Raw genomic sequence first — 17,811 nt, forward strand, 5'->3', positions numbered from 1 at the left:
GATATTTATACTTGTAAATACATCTACTTGATTGTTATTTAACAACTTTAATTCTTGCTTGTTTTTTACCCAGCTCACTAAAACAAGCATATTTAACTGAATTGTATCGACTAGGCTAGTTAATCAAGGTCAATTTCTGGAAAACATCGGCGTTGATATAGCCTAAATTCTTATTACCATTTACCGCTTGAATATCAACCGAGCCAATAAAATGTTCGCGCTCTTTACTGCCATCGTTATCACAATAGGCCAACATAAAGCCGAGCTCTTTCCCCAGGGATAATTTTACTGGCTGCGGCTTTTTCTTTTGCGTGTTTGTTTGCATCGGCATTTGCATTTGCATAGTAAAACTATCGTCATAAACTCGCACGGCTAGCTCCCAGATAACTTTATGTGGTGATTTTTCGCTGCGACGCCATTTACTGGTTATATGATCGTTTAACAAGACAAAATTATCCGAGCCGTCGGCATTTTTTTCGCCGATATCCACCACCTGATTATCAAGAGCAATATGATAAGCAAAAGCATTAAAATTAAACTGGTGATTACCACCTGAGCCATCTTCATCAATAAAGACTTCTAAACAATCATCATGCCAATAGAGATGGCGAGGATCGGCATGTTGATCAAATAAAATATCATCAGTAATTTCTACCAATAAATATAATTGCTCTTCATCCCACATTATTTTAAAGCGGCCACTAAAATCTGCAGCACTCGGTTGTGTACCAAAAATGAGTTTATCTATTGGCTGCCATTTAGCTAACTGCCAACTGACTTCATCGGCAATACCATCAATATTCATTTTTCCTACTGCTTTTACCGCTTCCAGCGCAGATACATGAATAGAGCAAAGCATTAATAAAGTGCTGATAAATTTAATATAATTACGCATTGTTAATTTTCCTGGTAATGAGCTGAGCAAGTTTATTTATTTCATCGGCCACTAATAAAAATGGTCGGTCACTATTGACTGAGCTAATATCTTGCTCTCTGAGCAAGGGTGACTCCATGGCGGCAAATTGGCTAGCAAGTAATGCCGGTGAAAAAAAGTGATTTTCTCGTTGAGAAATCCGCTTGGCAATGACAGCCTGATCGCCGATAAGATAGAAAAAATGACAATAAAAAGGCAGTGTTCTAAATAAGTCCCTGTGGGCCGATTTCAAGCCGGAATAGGCCAAAGCCACGGATTTACCCTGCTGATGAAGACAATTTAACTTTGCTATGATAGTCGTGAGCCAAGGTATCCTCATCTCATCGGTTAATGGTTTATTGTCTGCCATATGCTTTTTAGCTTGTTCGCTATGAAAGTCATCGGCATCGATAAAAGTGAGGGCAAGTTCCTCAGCCATTTTCTTAGCTAGGGTAGATTTTCCGGAGCCACTCACCCCCATCACAATAAATAACCGTAACCGTGATGGCTGCGTTAGCTTAATCATGTGACTGCCCCCCGTTGGCATGACTAGCTGCACGGGTGCCCTCAGCTGTCATTGCTACCTTAACTTGTAATTGATAATGCTGTCCCGCCTGCAAGTTTGTCAGGATATTACCGGTTATTTTTTGTTCATTGAGTAAAATTGTCACTGCGGTTACCTCACTGCTTTGCTCGATAGTGAAATTGAGTATTGCCCGCCTAAATAATCGCTGACCAGATAAATGTTTTAGCGTTGTCGGCAGTTTTGGCATTATCTGTAAACCTCGAGCGCAGCCTTTTAAGCCGCACAGCTCTTCGACTAAACAACGATATAACCACGAGGTTGTGCCGGTATTAAATAAATGACTCGAGCGGCCCGCTTGTTTGGGCAGCTGATGATAAGCACCACGATAATAGTTAGGTACATAGATAGGTAATTGCCCAGTTCTTTGGGCATTTTCAAGTGATGGCAACATTTTACTGAGCAAGTCAAAAGCTAAGTTATTTTGTCCTGCTTGATAAAGCGCATAAATATAAAATATTGCCGCGTGATTATAAACAGAGCCATTTTCCGACACCCCAGGATGTTTTTGCGTGATACGGCCAATATCTTCCACCATAGCGGTATAACTTGGCGCCAGCATCATCACCCCTTGTGGCGTGGTCAATTGTTTAGTGATGGCCGCTATCATGTCAACTTGCTGATCTTGGTTTGCCGCACCACTGAGCATGGCCCAACTTTGTGGGTTAAGGAATATCTTGCCCTCTTTGTCCTCATTTGTACCAAAAACACGACCATCATCGGTAATACCGCGGGCAAACCATTGTCCATGCCATAAGTGTTTATTTACCGCACTATTGATGGCTTGGGCAGCAAAACGATATTCATCATACTTTTGTTGGCTAATGCTAATGTCATATTCGACACAAAGATCACACCAGGTTGTTAGTGCATAGGCTGTAGCTAAAGATAGCCAGGCAGAAACGCCCTTACCTTGATAACCGACCATATTCATTGGATCGCACCAATCACCTTGCTCAATAAAGCTCAAGCCGCGATGATCGGTAGCATTTATAAGGTAATCCAAGGCTAATTCTATATGGCTGGCAAACGATTGCTCTTCGGTTGAATCGGCAAAAGCGATCATTTCACTGAGTAAACTGACATCAGCGCTTTCATTTAAGTAGACCGATAAACAGATAGGCAACCACACACCATGATCTGCATGAGGTACTTGATTAATATATTTAAGCTGTGCGTCTTGATGCAGCAAAACCCCCTCTGGCATAGCTCCGCTAATGGCTTGTTGAGAAACAGCTAAAATATAAGCTTTACGTGTCTGCTGGGCATGAATAAAAGCCATGCCCATATTATCTTGAATATAGTTTCGAGTTTGTGGGTCGGTGCTCAAACGATTAACATCGCCGTGGTAAAACATTTGTCTTGGTAACCAATGATTGAAAAAATCATCAAAGCCTTTATTTCCGGTACCATTATCACTGTTAATGGTTAAACACGCTTTGCTTTGTGCTATGTAGTCTCGATAGGACTTTTCCGTTTGACTTCGTTGTTGATGACCCAAATATTTTTCTTTAATTATCGCGATTTCAGCTTCATCTTTGGCTGGACCAAACAGAAATTGATAGCTTTTACCTTCACTGGCTAATAACTGTTGCTTAAATTGCATGACCGCAACAGGGGTTTCGTAACGTGCTTCAACATTCTCTAACAACTCAGCCTGCAGGGCACTTGGTTGATGCAAACCGCCTTCGCCTTCAAAGACCTTTTGATTAGCATGCCAAGCCGTCGGGCGAGTATCACTAAGAAAGAAGGTTTTGTCTTTAAAGTGCTTGTTTTTAAAATAATCGGTCACTTTTTGATAGGGCGTTACCGAATCAGCGACAATAGCATTTAAGGTCTCGTTATAGCTTGCTGACTGATTCATCCACGACATATAACCAATAGTGAAATACGGATAGATGCTAATATTTTTCGTCTTTTCCGTTAGGTTTAGTACCGAAAAAAACCAACACTCCACTAAGTCATCTTTAGTCAAATTAACCTTGATGCTGATCTGCAAACCAAAGTGTTCAATTGACCAAGTAATGTCACTATGGCCGAGTTCAAAAGAAAATTTATCGAGTTCCACCCGCATGGGTTCATAGGGCAGTGAAATGATTTCACCACTGTCTTCATCTTTGAGGTAGAAAAATCGTCCGGGATGATGAGTAAAATAGCTATGTTCCGGTTGAATAAAGCTTTTAGCTTCCATATTTGGCGCGTAAGAATACTTAGCTGGCTCGGGCTGCATAAACTGTGAATTAACATAACCACGACAATTGACTTGCATCACCATGGAACTGTTCCATAAAAAACCGCTCGCATTAGGTAATTTCGTCGGACTGGTTAGCTTTATTTTATTATCACCAGCAACCGCGTTATCTATAGAGATCAAAGGCAACTTAGGTCTAGGTAACTTAGGCATTAACGGCTCCTGTTTTATCCTCAGCAGTATTAGGATTTTCTTGCTTTACTAATTCTTGCTGCGCTAACGCTTCCCGTGCTATTTTTTCCTGTATAAGTAATTCACCTTGCAACTTTTTCAGCTGTTGATCATCTAAGGGGTAAAAATAAATTACCGGCACAGCAATGGCGGCAAAAATAGCCGGCAGCAAGCTCATCAGTAAGACTATGCCTTCTTGTGACGAGCCGGTTTGCACCTGATTGGCAATATAACCTAATGAAGACAGCGTCCAACCAATCATAGCGCCCGCAAGGGCACCACCAAGTTTTTGTGCAAAGGCAGCAGCGGAAAATATCATCGCCGTGGCCCGACGCCCAGTACGCCATTGCGAGAAATCCGCGGTATCGGCATACATGGAAAAAACTAACGGTGATTTTGGCCCCAGTGCTAAACCAATCATAATTTGTAAAATAAACATCAAGGTAATGTTATCACTCGGCACAAAATAGAAAATAACTGACAGTAGCGCGACAATAGTCATCAGTATCATGAGCAAGCGACGTTTATCAATAAACTTGGTTAATAGTGGCGTCGACGCTGCGCCAATGGCTAAAGCAATCATGTAAGCCATAGCAAAGCTGCCAATTAAATCGGGACGTTCAACATAATATTTAAAATAGAAAGTGCCGCTACTGCCTCTTAATGAGATAGTCATCATGATGATAAGTGCTAAGACAAAAAGAATCTTCCAAGGGGAATTCTGCGTCAAATCTTTTAAATCTTGTAATACCGGTGTTTTTTGCTGTGCGGGTGGCGATATACGCTCAGTGGTTGATAAAAAAGTAATAACAAAAAGTACCCCAGCAACTAAACCATAAGTAAGCATAGTAAGCTGCCAACCAAGTGCTTCATCACCCTGCCCTAAGTAATTTACCAACTCAGGTGTCATATAAGCGACCAAACTACCACCAGAAAAAGCGCCAATAAAACGGAAGCTGGTTAAAGTGGTTCTTTGCTGACTATCACCGGTAACTACACCCAGTAAGGCGCCATAAGGTACATTTATAAAGGTGTATGCCAACATCATAAAGATGTAAGTGCCATAAGCCCAAATTAATTTATTACTATCACTGGTATCAGGCACGGTAAAAGTAAGTACCCCTGCGGCAATCATGGGGATAATACCCCAGAGTAAATAGGGCCTGAATTTACCAAAGCGGGTATTTGTTCTATCCGCGATGGCACCCATTAGCGGATCAGAGCAGGCATCAATAAGCCGAGTCACCAACATCATAGTGCCGACAGCAGCGGCTGATAAGCCAAAAACATCGGTATAAAAAATAAAAAGGAAGACATCAAAGACCCGCCAATAAAAGTTTGAAGCGACATCGCCACAGGCGTAACCCACCTTTTCACCTAAGTTAAGCTGATGCTGTTTTATATTTTTTATCATTATGAGGCTCGCTGTTATTACCAAAAGTTACCTTTGTGCATCAAAGCCACAAAACCCTAGTTACAATTTTTTGTCATCTCACGCCAGCAAATGTAAGCGCTTACAAATATACTGGCATTTGTATTATTTTCAAGCTGTAATTTATATAATAAAAACAACAAACAATCTAATAAGCTGTTTAATATAGTATTTACCTTAAAAATTATAATTAAGCGCTGTATATAAACTGTGCTTTTAGTGTATAAACTTTAATTTAAATTGAAATACTTATTGACCTCTTTTTATTATTAACTTACCTTTATGTAAGCGCTTACATTGTTACTTTATTTTGCAACTTGTCAAAACGATCTGATGTGTTATATTTTTTTGTACAATCTTGTAAGCGCTTACACTAAAATGATAATTATAAAATGGTCCACTAAGACTGAGGATGTAACATGATTCAGAAAACATTCACCAGAACAAGAATTGCAACAAGCTTGTCATTGATACTTGGGGCAACTGCGTTGCCGGCAATATCAGCAGAAGAAGTATCAGCAAATGCTGCCGCACATAGCGACGTCGAAGTTATCGAAGTAACGGGCATGCGTTCAAGTATCAAAGAATCTACGCGTTTGAAGCGTGATGCTATCGGTGTGGTTGATGCCATCTCTGCTGAAGATATTGGTAAGTTTCCTGATACTAACTTAGCTGAATCGCTACAGCGTATTACCGGTGTTTCAATTGACCGTTCAAATGGTGAAGGTAGCCGAGTAACAGTTCGTGGCTTTGGTCCTCAGTACAACATGGTCACCTTAAATGGTCGCCTTATGGCTTCATCTACTTTACCTGACGGTGGTGGCGCTTCGGATAACAGAGCTTTTGATTTCCAAAATCTTGCTTCTGATGCGGTTAAATCGGTAGAAATATACAAAACAGCCAATGCTGCTGCTGCAAGTGGTGGTATTGGTGCAACCATTAACATTACTACGGCTAAACCACTTGATAACCCAGGTTTTATTGCTAGCATAGGTGGTAAAGCCATGATGGACACCTCAGTAAGAGATGGTGTTCGTGATTACAGTGACCAAGTAACACCTGAACTCTCTGGTTTATTAAGCTGGACTGATGAAGATGAAATGTTTGGTGCTTCTTTCACCGGTAGCTTTTCTCAACGTGATAGTAGTTCTACCCAGGCCGTTGTTGCTCAATGGCGTAACGGTGTATATGACGGAACAGTTCCTGATATGGTGCCAGATTCTTCCCCTGGCGCTCCTACGCAATTAAATAATGCCCCGGGTATTGGTGAAAATTATGCACTTCCTTCGGATCTTGGTTACCGTTTATGGGACAGACAACGTGAACGTACTAACGCACAACTAACCTTGCAATATCGCCCTATAGAGTCTATTACCGCGACTTTTGATTATACCTACTCTAAATTAGAACAAGAGCAACAAGGTACTGAATTATCAATTTGGATGTCTGATTATAAAAGTGATATCACTTTTACTGATGGTTTAAACCCTTCACCTTTAGTTTACCGTGAAGATAAAAGAGAACAAGCACCTCGTGATATTGCCGTAAAGCAAAAGTATCGTAATTCAATCACCGAAGATGCAGCTATTGGCTTGAACTTAGTGTGGGAAGTTAATGATGATTTAACCTTAGCGTTTGATTATAACGATTCCTCTTCTGAGTCATCGCCGATGTCAAGCTATGGTAATGATGTCACTGTCGGTATTGGTTCTAACATTTTAGCACAACAAGGTGCTACTTATGGCGCCTCAGGTTTCCCGGCAATCCACGTTGGTTTTAACGATTGTGACCCTCGCATTGGTTTAAACTGTAATAATGTATTTGACGTCAGCGATGTTGGTACCTCTATTTACCAAAAATCACATGCTTACAATACCAATGATATTACTCAAATTCGTATCGACGGTACTTGGGAATTTGAAGACGGTCAAATAGATTTTGGTATTGAATCAAGAGAAATGGATAACCACTCAGTGCAATCAAGTACTAACCAATCTATGGGTGATTGGGGGGTAAATAATCCTGGTGAAATTCCTGAATCGATGTTAGATGCTATCGATTTTAACGACTCTTTAGACGACTATAAAACCACGGGTTGGACGCAAGCTTTCCGTGGCGACGCTATTGCATTAGCTAATTGGGCAGCGCCTATTTATGGCTTAGATTTAGCACGTGACACCGCCCTTGCAACTGACCGTCGCATTCAAGAAGATGTTACCGCGGCTTACGTAAAAGTCTCTTACGCCGGTTACATCTCTGATCTGCCTTATAACATCTCTGTAGGTGTTCGTTATGAAGATACTAAATCTACTTCAACGGCTAATATTGCTGCACCAACCGCGGTACGCTGGGTAAGTAATAATGACTTTACCGTAGATCAAGGTGCTTTTGTCGATGCTCAACTGCGTAGTGAGTCAAACTCTTATAGTCACTTTTTACCTAATATCGATTTTGATATTGACTTAACAGAGAACCTCAAAGCCCGTGTTTCATTCGGTCAAACAATTGCTCGTCCTACCTATGGTCAATTAAGTAATGCGGTAAGTATTAACGGCGGCCCTGGTGCACCAACAGTGCTTAATGAACTAAATGGCTCGGCAACTCAAGGTAGAGCATCACTGGTACCTTTAGAATCAACTAACATTGATATTTCAATAGAATGGTATTTTGACGATACCAGTTATGTCTCTGCGGGTTACTTCAGAAAAGACGTTGATAAATTTATCGGTAATGCACCAATTGTCGGTGATTATTATGGTTTAAGAGATCCAAGTGCCGGCCCAAGAGCTTTACAAGCGATTGAGGATTTAAATGCCGCTGGTATTAACGTTAACGAAACAACCTTGTTCTCACAAGTTGCGGCGACTCAGTTAGGTGAAACAATTTATGCTGACGGTCATACCGATAACTACTATGAAAAAGAAGTCGATGTTTTTGCTAACAGCGACGATCCATTAATGAGCTTTTTATCACAATCACCAACGAACAACAAAAGTGCAGTAATTGATGGTATGGAATTCGCGGTGCAGCATTTCTTTGGCGATAGTGGCTTTGGTTTTCAAGCAAACTATACCATTGTTAATGGTGATATCGGTTTTGATTTAGCCTCTACAGCTACCCAGTTTGCTTTACTTGGTTTAAGTGACACGGCTAACTTAGTATTGTTATATGAAATGGATAATTTCTCAGCACGTATTGCTTATAACTGGCGTGACGAATTCTTAAACAATGCGGCAATTTATTCAAATGAGCCGGAGTTTACTGAAGAGTACTCACAACTTGATTTCAGTATTGGCTATCAAGTGACTGAGCAGTTTTCAATGTCATTTGCAGGTATTAACATTACTGGTGAAGACCCGCGTAAACATGGTCGTACAGCCAACCAGTTAACTTTTGCTGAAGAATGGCATGCACGTTATGAGTTAGGTCTTCGTTACACTTTCTAAGTTATACGAATATAAGCTCTTAGCTAATAATTAAGAGTCACCTAATAAGTAAATATAAATAAGCCGCTGAGCCTTAGAATTCAGCGGTTTATTATTTTTACCTTTAATAAAAACACTCGGCACTTGTTAGAGCAGATAATAAATAATACATAGATAAAACATAAATAATTTTTTATAAAGCGATCTTTTTCTACAGGCCATTTTATAAAGTATTAAAGTTAAGTACAGTAAATCATTACCTTAAATTGTTAAAAACATGAATATCTAGCAGTAAAAAAATGTTAAGCAAGCAAGTTAAACAAGCATTCATCTATAGGACTTTTTCATGGCTAATCACGACATTCTCGATAATAAAAATCACAAAGACATTAAAGTTATTACTCATTTTAACGACAAATTTTCAGCAAAGATTAACAGTGCTTTAATATTCCCTAACGAATTTAAAGCAGCACAGCGTGACTACCCTATTCTATTTATTAAAAACCCTGAAACAGGTCAGTTTCAAAGTGTAGTATTACTGGGCTTAGTCGCTGGAGAGAACCTCTATATTAATAACGGTTGGCAAGCCAGCTATATCCCGGCGATGATTAATAAAGGCCCATTTATTATTGGTTTTGAAGAAAAAGAAGAAAATGGCGAAAAGGTTAAGCAGCCGATAGTTGCCATTGATATGGACAATCCAAGAGTGAACAAAGAAAGTGGCGAGGCACTATTTTTAGACGATGGTCAGGCTAGCCCTTATCTTGTGCAAGTAAACCAATCGTTAAAAACACTGCATGATGGTTCACAGCTAAGCCAACAAATGTTTGCAGCATTTTTAAAAAATGATTTAATTGAAGCTGTTGCTTTAAATATTGAGTTAAACAATGGTGAAAAAATTTCTCTGCAAGGCAATTATACCCTTAATGAAGAAAAGCTAGCTAAGCTCAGTGGTGACGCTTTGAATGAGCTGCACAGCTCGGGTTTATTAAGACTAGCCTATTTTATTACCGCTTCTTTGGGTAATATTCAACGATTAGTAGACTTAAAAAACAAGCAATAGTTTACCCGCTAACATCAGCAAAAAATTTTGAGGCTTAAATGAATAATCATAAAATTACTAAAATAGTTATTGCTGGTGGCGGAACTGCCGGTTGGATGGCAGCAGCTTCCTTGTCAAAGTTGTTAGGTAAATCCTTTGATATCACCTTAGTGGAGTCAGATGAAATTGGCACTGTCGGTGTTGGTGAAGCAGCAATTCCAACACTAACCGCATTTCATCGTTTACTGGGCATCAATGAACAAGCCTTTATGAAAGCAACCCATGCCACGTTCAAATTAGGTATAAGCTTTGAAAACTGGAAAAAGGGTGATGATGAATACATGCACGGTTTTGGCCGTGTCGGCAAAGAATGTTGGGCGGGCGAATTTCAGCACTTTTGGTTACACGGCAAGCAAAACAACATTGACTTCGGTTTTGAACATTATTCCCCAGAAATTCAAGCCGCTAAAGCTGAGAAATTCGCCCTTGCAAAAGGCGGTTTAAATTACTCCTATCATTTAGATGCCAGCCTTTATGCAAAATTTTTACGTACCTTTGCCGAGGCACATGGTGTTAAACGCATAGAAGGTAAAATTATCGACGTCGCCAAAGATAGCAAAACGGGTGACATTAAATCGCTGCAACTTGCCAACGGCAATGTTATTGAAGGTCAGTTATTTATTGATTGTACTGGCTTTGTTGGCTTACTTATCGAAAAAGCATTACATACAGGTTATGAAGATTGGTCACACTGGTTACCCTGTGACAGTGCTGTAGCCGTACAAACGAAATCAGTATCAGCCCCGTTACCTTATACCCGTTCTATCGCCCGTGAAAGTGGCTGGCAATGGCGTATTCCATTACAGCATAGAGTGGGTAATGGCTTAGTGTTTTGCAGTAAATATTTGGCTGATGATGATGCCAAAACCTTGTTGATGAATAACATTGAAGGTGAGCCGATTAAGCAACCAAGAGTGATTAAGTTTAAGACGGGTCGCCGCAGAAAAGGCTGGAATAAAAACTGTGTTGCCTTAGGTTTATCGAGTGGTTTCTTAGAGCCGTTGGAATCAACCAGTATTCATTTGATCATGTCAGGTATATTACGATTAATCCGACTATTTCCTTTCGAGGGTATAAGCCCGTCCGCTGTTAACGAATATAACCAACAACTGACCACTGAACTTGAGCATATCAGAGACTTTATTATTTTACATTACCATGCTACTGAGCGAGCTGACACACCGTTTTGGCAGTACTGTAAAAATATGGAAATACCTGACTCGCTTAAACAAAGACTAGCTTTATTCAAAGAAACTGGACGTATATTCACCGCTGAAGGCGAATTATTCCGTGTTGATTCATGGGCACAAGTCATGTTGGGACAAGGTGTCTATCCTGAGCAGTACCATCAAATTGCCGCTATTATGAAACCACATGAACTCGATAAATTCTTAAGCGATATAAGACAGACAATTGATAAAGCGGTCGCAAACCTTCCTTCCCATCAAAGCTTTTTAGAGCAGTATTGCCGTTCAAGCCGCTAATCTAATCGGCTCAATTAACGTGCTAGTAAGTAACGAATAAGTTTTAGTCTGACATTGCTCATCTGCACATAAAAACAATATCGTGCACGTACTTATCCCAGTAACTACGTGCATAAAAACAACTAAATCTTCTGCAGACCATACTGTTTAATTTTATCAATTAATTCTCTATTACTGGGTAACGCCGATAGGTACTTTTTAGTAAGCTGAACATTTTCACTAAAAAATTGATGCGCCATTTCTTCATTGACAAACTTGCGTGACACTTCATTTTCTTGGGTTTCAAAGCCCATACCATAGAGCACATATTGCCAACTTGACGAAGGAAAAACCTCTTCAACATGGTGAAAGTCTTGTGGTCCTGGCGGTTGATGTTTCCATAAGGTTAATAACTCTTGTAGACTTTCAGGGATGGTTTCAGCATTACAATTATCTCGCCAATAAGCAGAGTCGGTTCTTTTGGTTAAAATATAGTGCAGCTTCAAAAACTCTATAATACGCTGCCAACGATAGAGGAATTGTTTATTATAACGTTTGGCGACTATGTCCATGGTTTCGCGTGTGGCGGGCATTTCGCGACTTATTTTAGCCGCAGCTAGCTCAACTAAGACTAAAGCTGAAGCTTCAAGTGGCTCTAAAAATCCAGAGGCCATACCGATAGCGACACAGTTTTTATGCCAAAATTTTTCTCTATGTCCGGGATTAAAGCTTATTTTTCTTACCTTAAGTTTATCTGTTTCAGCTTTGCCAATGGAAGATTCAATATAAGCGCGTAACTCACTTTCAGCATCTTTATCATTAGTATGCTCGCTTGAATAAACATAACCTACCCCTCGTCTTGAAGGTAAACCTATATCCCAAATCCAGCCTGAGCTTTGCGCTGTTGATATAGTATGGGAAGCAATAGCACTATTTTCGTCAGGATAAGGCACTTGTACGGCCAAGGCGGTATCATTAAATAAGATGTGCTTTTTGCTAATAAACGGCACATTAAAATGCTTGCCTAATAATATTGAAGAAAAACCTGAGCAATCAATAAATAAATCGCCTGCGATATCACCGTGCTCTTTTGTTGCAACTGAGGCAATATCACCATTGTCAGCTGAGTTTATTGCAGTTACATGGTCGACAACATGCTTAACGCCTAGTTTTTCAATACAGTGTTTTTGCAAGAGCTGAGCTAATTTAACCGCATTAAGATGATAAGCATAATTAGCTATACCAGCATATTCAGGTGTTGAAATGAGTTTAGGAGCACGGCCTTGTTCACAGAGATGTCCTTGATAACTGACGGCATCAGCAAATGAAATTTCGCCTCGATGTTTCTGCCAGGGAAATACCAGGTCTGTTTTGGTATAACCCTGCGGTAATACTAACGGGTGATAATAATAGTCGTCTTCAGCGCCGGTAACCCACTTGGAAAATTTAGCTCCTTGTTTAAATGAGGCTTCACATTCTCTAAATAATTCAGTTTCAGATATGCCGATTTTATCTAAGGTTTCTCGCATGGTTGGCCAAGTTCCCTCTCCCACACCAACAGTATTCACCTCAGGCGACTCTATTAAAGTCACTTGCAAACCCGATGCAGACTTTGAATTATGCTCTGCGGCAATGACACCTGCGGTTAACCAACCGGCAGTGCCTCCACCTACGATAACAATATTTTTAATGACTTTACTCATAGCTCCCCCGATTAAGATACTGGTCAGTTGTGGCTACTCTAGGTCGCCTGTTTTGCACTATCCGATATTATTTTCACAACTAAAAATGTAATGTGAACACACCTTACGTTTTAACCACGCAGGAGCAAATACCTTAGCCATTGCAGCCCCATTATTTAATGGTCGACAACGTAAATTATAACGCCAATGTAAGCGCTTTCATTTAAAACTAATTATTTTAATTAAGCAAGGCATTTATCGATTAAGGATTGCGTAGTTAGCAGAGAAAATTAGTAGCTTACTTGCTTTACTTATATTGATAGCTTGTCTAAAACATGAGCCTGAAATGAGCCTCAGCAATTTTCATGATTGTTTAACATTTTTATCATTTGCCAATTTCGCTGAAGGTGACAAATATCAGTGGCCAAATAATGCCTTTGCTTCGTTGCCAAACACCTGATGCCGTATAGGGGAATTTCAAGTTAGAGCAGATAAATTTTGCAGCCGGTATTAATTTAAAAATTTCTTAGAAACTTTTATTTAGTTTATTGATAAACAAGATTTTTAGCTGCTTTCTACTAAAGTTAGGCTTACTAACTCCCCCCTTTAGGTTTAGCCATGGCTGCACCCTCATTTTTTGATAACAATGACTTTATGCCGCACGGTATGTGTTATTTATGGCAAGCCGATATTCTATGGACTTCGGTTATTTCGGATGTATTAACCGGTCTGGCTTACTTTTCCATTACCGCCGCGGTTATCATTTTTGTTAAGAAGCGACAAGACTTACCTTACCCCTGGTTCTTTTTATTAGCTGGCTCAGTTATTTTTCTTGCCTGTGGTACATCCCATCTGATCAGTGCCATGGTTATATGGGAGCCAATCTATGGTATTTCAGCCATCGTTAAGGCAATAACGGCAGTAACTTCGGTGGCTACCGGTATTGTTATATGGTTTATTTTACCTTTTTTTATTCGCTTGCCGAGCCCATCAATGTTAGAGAAAAAGAACCAAGCATTGCAAGACTCGCTGAACAAGTTAAACCTTGCGCAATTATCATTGATTGAATCTAAGAAAATGGCTTCATTAGGAGGGTTAGTTGCTGGCGTCGCCCATGAAATTAATACCCCTTTAGGTATATCAATAACCGCTGTATCACACTTAATAGACACCACAGATGAACTTGCCAATCACTTTATACTGAAACAGATATCCAGTAAAGAATTTAGCCGTTACATAGAACAAACAAAGCTTAGTACTAATTTAATTAAAATTAATTTACAGCGTTCAGCTGATTTGATTAATAATTTCAAGTTAGTTGCGGTTGATCAGTCCGACAAAAACCTTCGTTTATTTCAAGTGAAAAAATATACAAATAAAATACTGAGTAGTCTTCACCCAGTATTAAAAAAGAAACACTGCACCTTGACCTTAAAATGTGCTGACGATATAACGCTTTGGGGAGACCCTGGAGTTTTAACCCAAATCATTACCAATTTGGTGATGAACTCGGTAATTCATGCCTTTGAAAATACCAACAAAAGGAATATTACTATCGAAATCACCGCAACAGAGCCGTTTCTGCTATTAACTTATACTGACTCGGGCTGTGGCATAAATGAGCAAGTTAAACAGAAAATATTTGAACCATTTTTTACCACTAGGCGTGCTAAAGGCAGTAGTGGCTTAGGCATGCATATTGTTTTCAACCTGGTAACTCAGTCATTAAAAGGAACTATTGATTGTGTTAGCCACTTAAGCCAAGGTACTCAGTTTATTTTGAAGTTTCCTTTTGATACCAGAGACAGTTCGACCTGAGCAAGGTAAAGCCTTAGCAACAAGGAAAGAAAATCGCGATACTGCCAACGACTATAACAAGGGTAAACTAACCTCTATTATTGCTGACAGCACAGCTCAATGTGACTTTTAACCGCAGGAATATTGATGACGATTAAGTATTACTGAACAAGCCAGATTGGCGTAAGGTGGCTGTTGATTAATTTATTCGCTCATCAAGCGGTCTTAACTGTCTATCAGTTTGATGAGCGAATATGAAAGCGATTTGACTAATAAAAAATCAGCTGAACAGCAAAAAAGCATATTCAGCTGACTTACTTCCTACGGCGACTTAATGATTACTGACAAGAAATATTAGCTTGCTCTAGGTTATTAGGTCTAATATAGACATCAGTAAAATCAATGCTAAATTGCGCTATTGTATGCAATGAAAATGGACTAAAAATATTACTCATATCAGCGCCATTTTTTTCAAAACATTGTAAATCAATATTGAGGGTGTGCCATTGGTTAAGCTTTAACGATGACAATTCCTTGCTTATATTGACCTGGCCCTGGCATTGCTCACCACAACTCATAGATAAATAAACCTGCGGCATTACTAAATTTAGCTGCTCAGTCAAACGCACGGTTAACTCTAGGGTCGAATTAGCCTTACTATAGGGTGTTAGATCAGTGGCAGAGCTACTGGTAAAAGCAATCAAGCCCTTTTCAGAGCCATTAAATAGCACTCTTCTGGCATCTTCTTGCACATTTCTATCAATAGTGTGTAAATAAAGCGCTTTATTTTCAATAATGCTGCTGGTCATAGCATTAGTAGCATGACTATCAGAAATCATCATTTTCCATGGCGATTTCACCGAGCTTTCAAAAAGGGTAATACTTGGTAAGCTTGTCGTAGTTTTGTCAGTACTAACGTCTAAATCATCGGCTAATACATTCGGTTCACCATAACTCAAACCAAAACCATAAGGCAATAATGGCTGATAATTGTCATCAAAACGATTTACCCTAGTTTGATTAGCTGTTGCTGGCCAAGAATAAGACAGTTTACCGGTAAAATCATGGTTAATGTCACCGTTGGCTTTGCTGAACAGCACATCGGCTACAGCAACACCTTCTGAGCCGGGTAACCATATCGCGACAAATGCATCAGAGGCATTAAGCTCAGCATTAACCCACAGAGGACGACCACTAATAAATAAAGACACAACTTTTATACCATCGGCTTTAAGACGTTTTAACAAAGCAAGGTCTTGTTTAACTCCTTGTTGATATTCTAAATTTTCTATATCACCTACGCCTTCGGCATAAGGTTCTTCGCCAAAAACAACAATTGCGACATCAGGCTTAGTGTTATAGTGACCATCAACATTGAGTTCAACACTACCGCCTTGAGTATTAACCTGCTGCTTAATGCCCTGATAAATAGAGCTGCCACCGGGGAAGTCATCATTAAAGTTATTAGTACCTTGCCAAGTAATAGTCCAACCACCTGATTGCTTACCAATATTATCGGCACCATCACCGGCAACCAGAATCCGTTGATTGGCTGACAAGGGTAATAAATTATCCTTGTTTTTCAATAGCACTAACGACTCTCTTACCGCTTGCCGGGCAACTTCTCTGTGCTCAATAGCGCCAATTAAATGTATTTTCCCTGATAAAGCTCTATTTACTGGGCTTGGTTTATCAAAGAGCCCTGCTCTAAATTTAACCCGTAAAATTCGACTGACCGCATCATCAATACGAGTTTGTGCAATTTCACCACTTTTAACTTGCTTGATAGTATTTTCATAAAGTGGCCGCCAAGCATCCGTTGGCACCATAAAAATATCTAGGCCGGCATTTACCGCTTGTGGACAGCTTTCGTTTGAACAACCTTTAACTTGCCCATGACCATTCCAGTCACCAACAACAAAACCATCAAAGCCCATTTTCCCTTTCAATACATCCGTTATTAGGTATTTATTGCCATGAATCTTGCTACCGTGCCAGCTATTGAAAGATGCCATAACTGATTGAGCGCCAGCCGATAAACCGCCAACGTAACCTTGACCATGAATATCGAGTAACGCCTGCTCTGCTGAAAGGTTGTTGCCTTGATCGTCGCCGCCATCGGTACCACCGTCACCGATAAAGTGTTTTATGGTACTAATAACACGATTGTCACCAAGGAAGTCTTTGTCCGCAGCACCCTGCAAACCTTTTACTATGGCAGCAGAGTATGCTCTAACAATCTCTGGATCTTCAGAGTAACCTTCATAGGTTCTGCCCCAACGATCATCGCGCACGACGGCAACCGTAGGTGCAAAAACCCAATCAATACCCGTGACCCTCACTTCTATTGCGGTGATTGCAGCGATTTTTTCAATCAAATCAGGGTTATTAGCTGCCCCTAAGCCGATGTTATGAGGAAACAAGGTAGCACCAATAACATTATTATGTCCGTGCACCGCATCTGTGCCCCACATTGTTGGGATGCTATTACCGTCTAAACTATCATCGATTGATGCTTGGTACATGGCTTCAGCTAAATTGACCCAATCACTTGGTGTAGCATGTTTATCATTATTAGGAAAAGCACCACCACCATTTAAATATGAACCAAAGCCATATTTACGCATATCTTCAACCGTGATATCTCGTATTTCTGGTTGGATCATTTGCGCAATTTTTTGCTCAAGTGTCATTGTCGCGAGTAAGGATGCTACTTTTCTTTCAATATCAGCATTCGTTTTAACGGCTATATCAAGTTTTGGCCAAATACTAATATTGGCTGACGTTTTTGCTAGCGATGAAGACGCAGCGCTTTGCTCAGGCTTTATCTCCGCTACTGATTCTTGCTTATTGCCATTACAGCCAACAAGTAGTGAAGAAATAGCCAAGCATAGTATGCTGGTTTTAAGCTTATTACTATTTAACGCTTGGCTTCTTAACCTTTTACTTTTTAGCTTATTATCAATAAATTTTTCATTTGTCATAGTGTTAC

Annotated in this window: 11 protein-coding genes; 5 read left to right on the forward strand and 6 right to left on the reverse strand. The window is 39.9% G+C overall.

Features of this window, described 5'->3' with window-relative positions; translation table 11 throughout:
- Positions 1-115 precede the first annotated feature (115 nt).
- Genes CMT41_RS12860 through CMT41_RS12875 form a run of 4 tightly spaced genes read right to left on the reverse strand, consistent with a single transcriptional unit; the run spans position 116 to position 5,332 of the window.
- Entirely contained in the window at positions 116-895 is a 780-nt protein-coding gene (locus CMT41_RS12860; RefSeq protein ID WP_058027484.1) for a sugar-binding protein, read from the reverse strand.
- Positions 888-1,439, reverse strand: coding sequence for a gluconokinase (locus CMT41_RS12865; RefSeq protein WP_057181669.1), 552 nt, complete (start codon positions 1,437-1,439; stop codon positions 888-890). The genes CMT41_RS12860 and CMT41_RS12865 overlap by 8 nt, the downstream gene beginning before the upstream one ends.
- Complete coding sequence (locus tag CMT41_RS12870; RefSeq protein ID WP_083494289.1) at positions 1,432-3,900, reverse strand: GH36-type glycosyl hydrolase domain-containing protein; 2,469 nt, start codon at positions 3,898-3,900, stop codon at positions 1,432-1,434. The genes CMT41_RS12865 and CMT41_RS12870 overlap by 8 nt, the downstream gene beginning before the upstream one ends.
- Positions 3,893-5,332, reverse strand: coding sequence for an MFS transporter (locus tag CMT41_RS12875; RefSeq protein WP_058027485.1), 1,440 nt, complete (start codon positions 5,330-5,332; stop codon positions 3,893-3,895). The genes CMT41_RS12870 and CMT41_RS12875 overlap by 8 nt, the downstream gene beginning before the upstream one ends.
- Positions 5,333-5,769: 437 nt before the next feature.
- On the opposite strand from CMT41_RS12875, the gene CMT41_RS12880 reads away from it, so the two are divergent.
- From CMT41_RS12880 to CMT41_RS12890, 3 genes are all read left to right on the forward strand, one after another.
- Positions 5,770-8,796 carry a TonB-dependent receptor gene (locus tag CMT41_RS12880; RefSeq protein ID WP_058027486.1) on the forward strand — a complete coding sequence of 1,009 codons (3,027 nt, stop codon included), beginning with the start codon at positions 5,770-5,772 and terminating at the stop codon, positions 8,794-8,796.
- 325 nt (positions 8,797-9,121) lie between these two features.
- Entirely contained in the window at positions 9,122-9,838 is a 717-nt protein-coding gene (locus tag CMT41_RS12885; RefSeq protein WP_058027487.1) for a SapC family protein, read from the forward strand.
- 38 nt (positions 9,839-9,876) lie between these two features.
- Positions 9,877-11,361 carry a tryptophan halogenase family protein gene (locus CMT41_RS12890; protein WP_058027488.1) on the forward strand — a complete coding sequence of 495 codons (1,485 nt, stop codon included), beginning with the start codon at positions 9,877-9,879 and terminating at the stop codon, positions 11,359-11,361.
- Between the two features lie 122 nt (positions 11,362-11,483).
- Here the strand turns inward: CMT41_RS12890 and CMT41_RS12895 are convergent, their stop codons facing one another.
- On the reverse strand, positions 11,484-13,043 hold the full coding sequence (locus tag CMT41_RS12895; RefSeq protein ID WP_058027489.1) for a tryptophan halogenase family protein: 1,560 nt from the start codon (positions 13,041-13,043) through the stop codon (positions 11,484-11,486).
- Positions 13,044-13,640: 597 nt separating this feature from the next.
- Here CMT41_RS12895 and CMT41_RS12900 point away from each other — a divergent pair.
- A complete protein-coding gene (locus CMT41_RS12900; protein WP_058027490.1) occupies positions 13,641-14,840 on the forward strand; it encodes a sensor histidine kinase in 1,200 nt (399 codons plus the stop codon).
- The gene (locus CMT41_RS19210) at positions 14,815-14,952 is read left to right on the forward strand and encodes a hypothetical protein (RefSeq protein ID WP_157466377.1); all 138 of its coding nucleotides are present in this window, start codon (positions 14,815-14,817) and stop codon (positions 14,950-14,952) included. The genes CMT41_RS12900 and CMT41_RS19210 overlap by 26 nt, the downstream gene beginning before the upstream one ends.
- Positions 14,953-15,157: 205 nt before the next feature.
- On the opposite strand, the gene CMT41_RS12905 is transcribed toward CMT41_RS19210, so the two are convergent.
- Positions 15,158-17,803, reverse strand: coding sequence for a glycoside hydrolase family 3 protein (locus tag CMT41_RS12905; RefSeq protein WP_083494290.1), 2,646 nt, complete (start codon positions 17,801-17,803; stop codon positions 15,158-15,160).
- Between the last annotated feature and the right edge of the window lie 8 nt (positions 17,804-17,811).

Source organism: Colwellia sp. MT41, from assembly GCF_001444365.1.
Classification (GTDB): domain Bacteria; phylum Pseudomonadota; class Gammaproteobacteria; order Enterobacterales; family Alteromonadaceae; genus Colwellia; species Colwellia marinimaniae.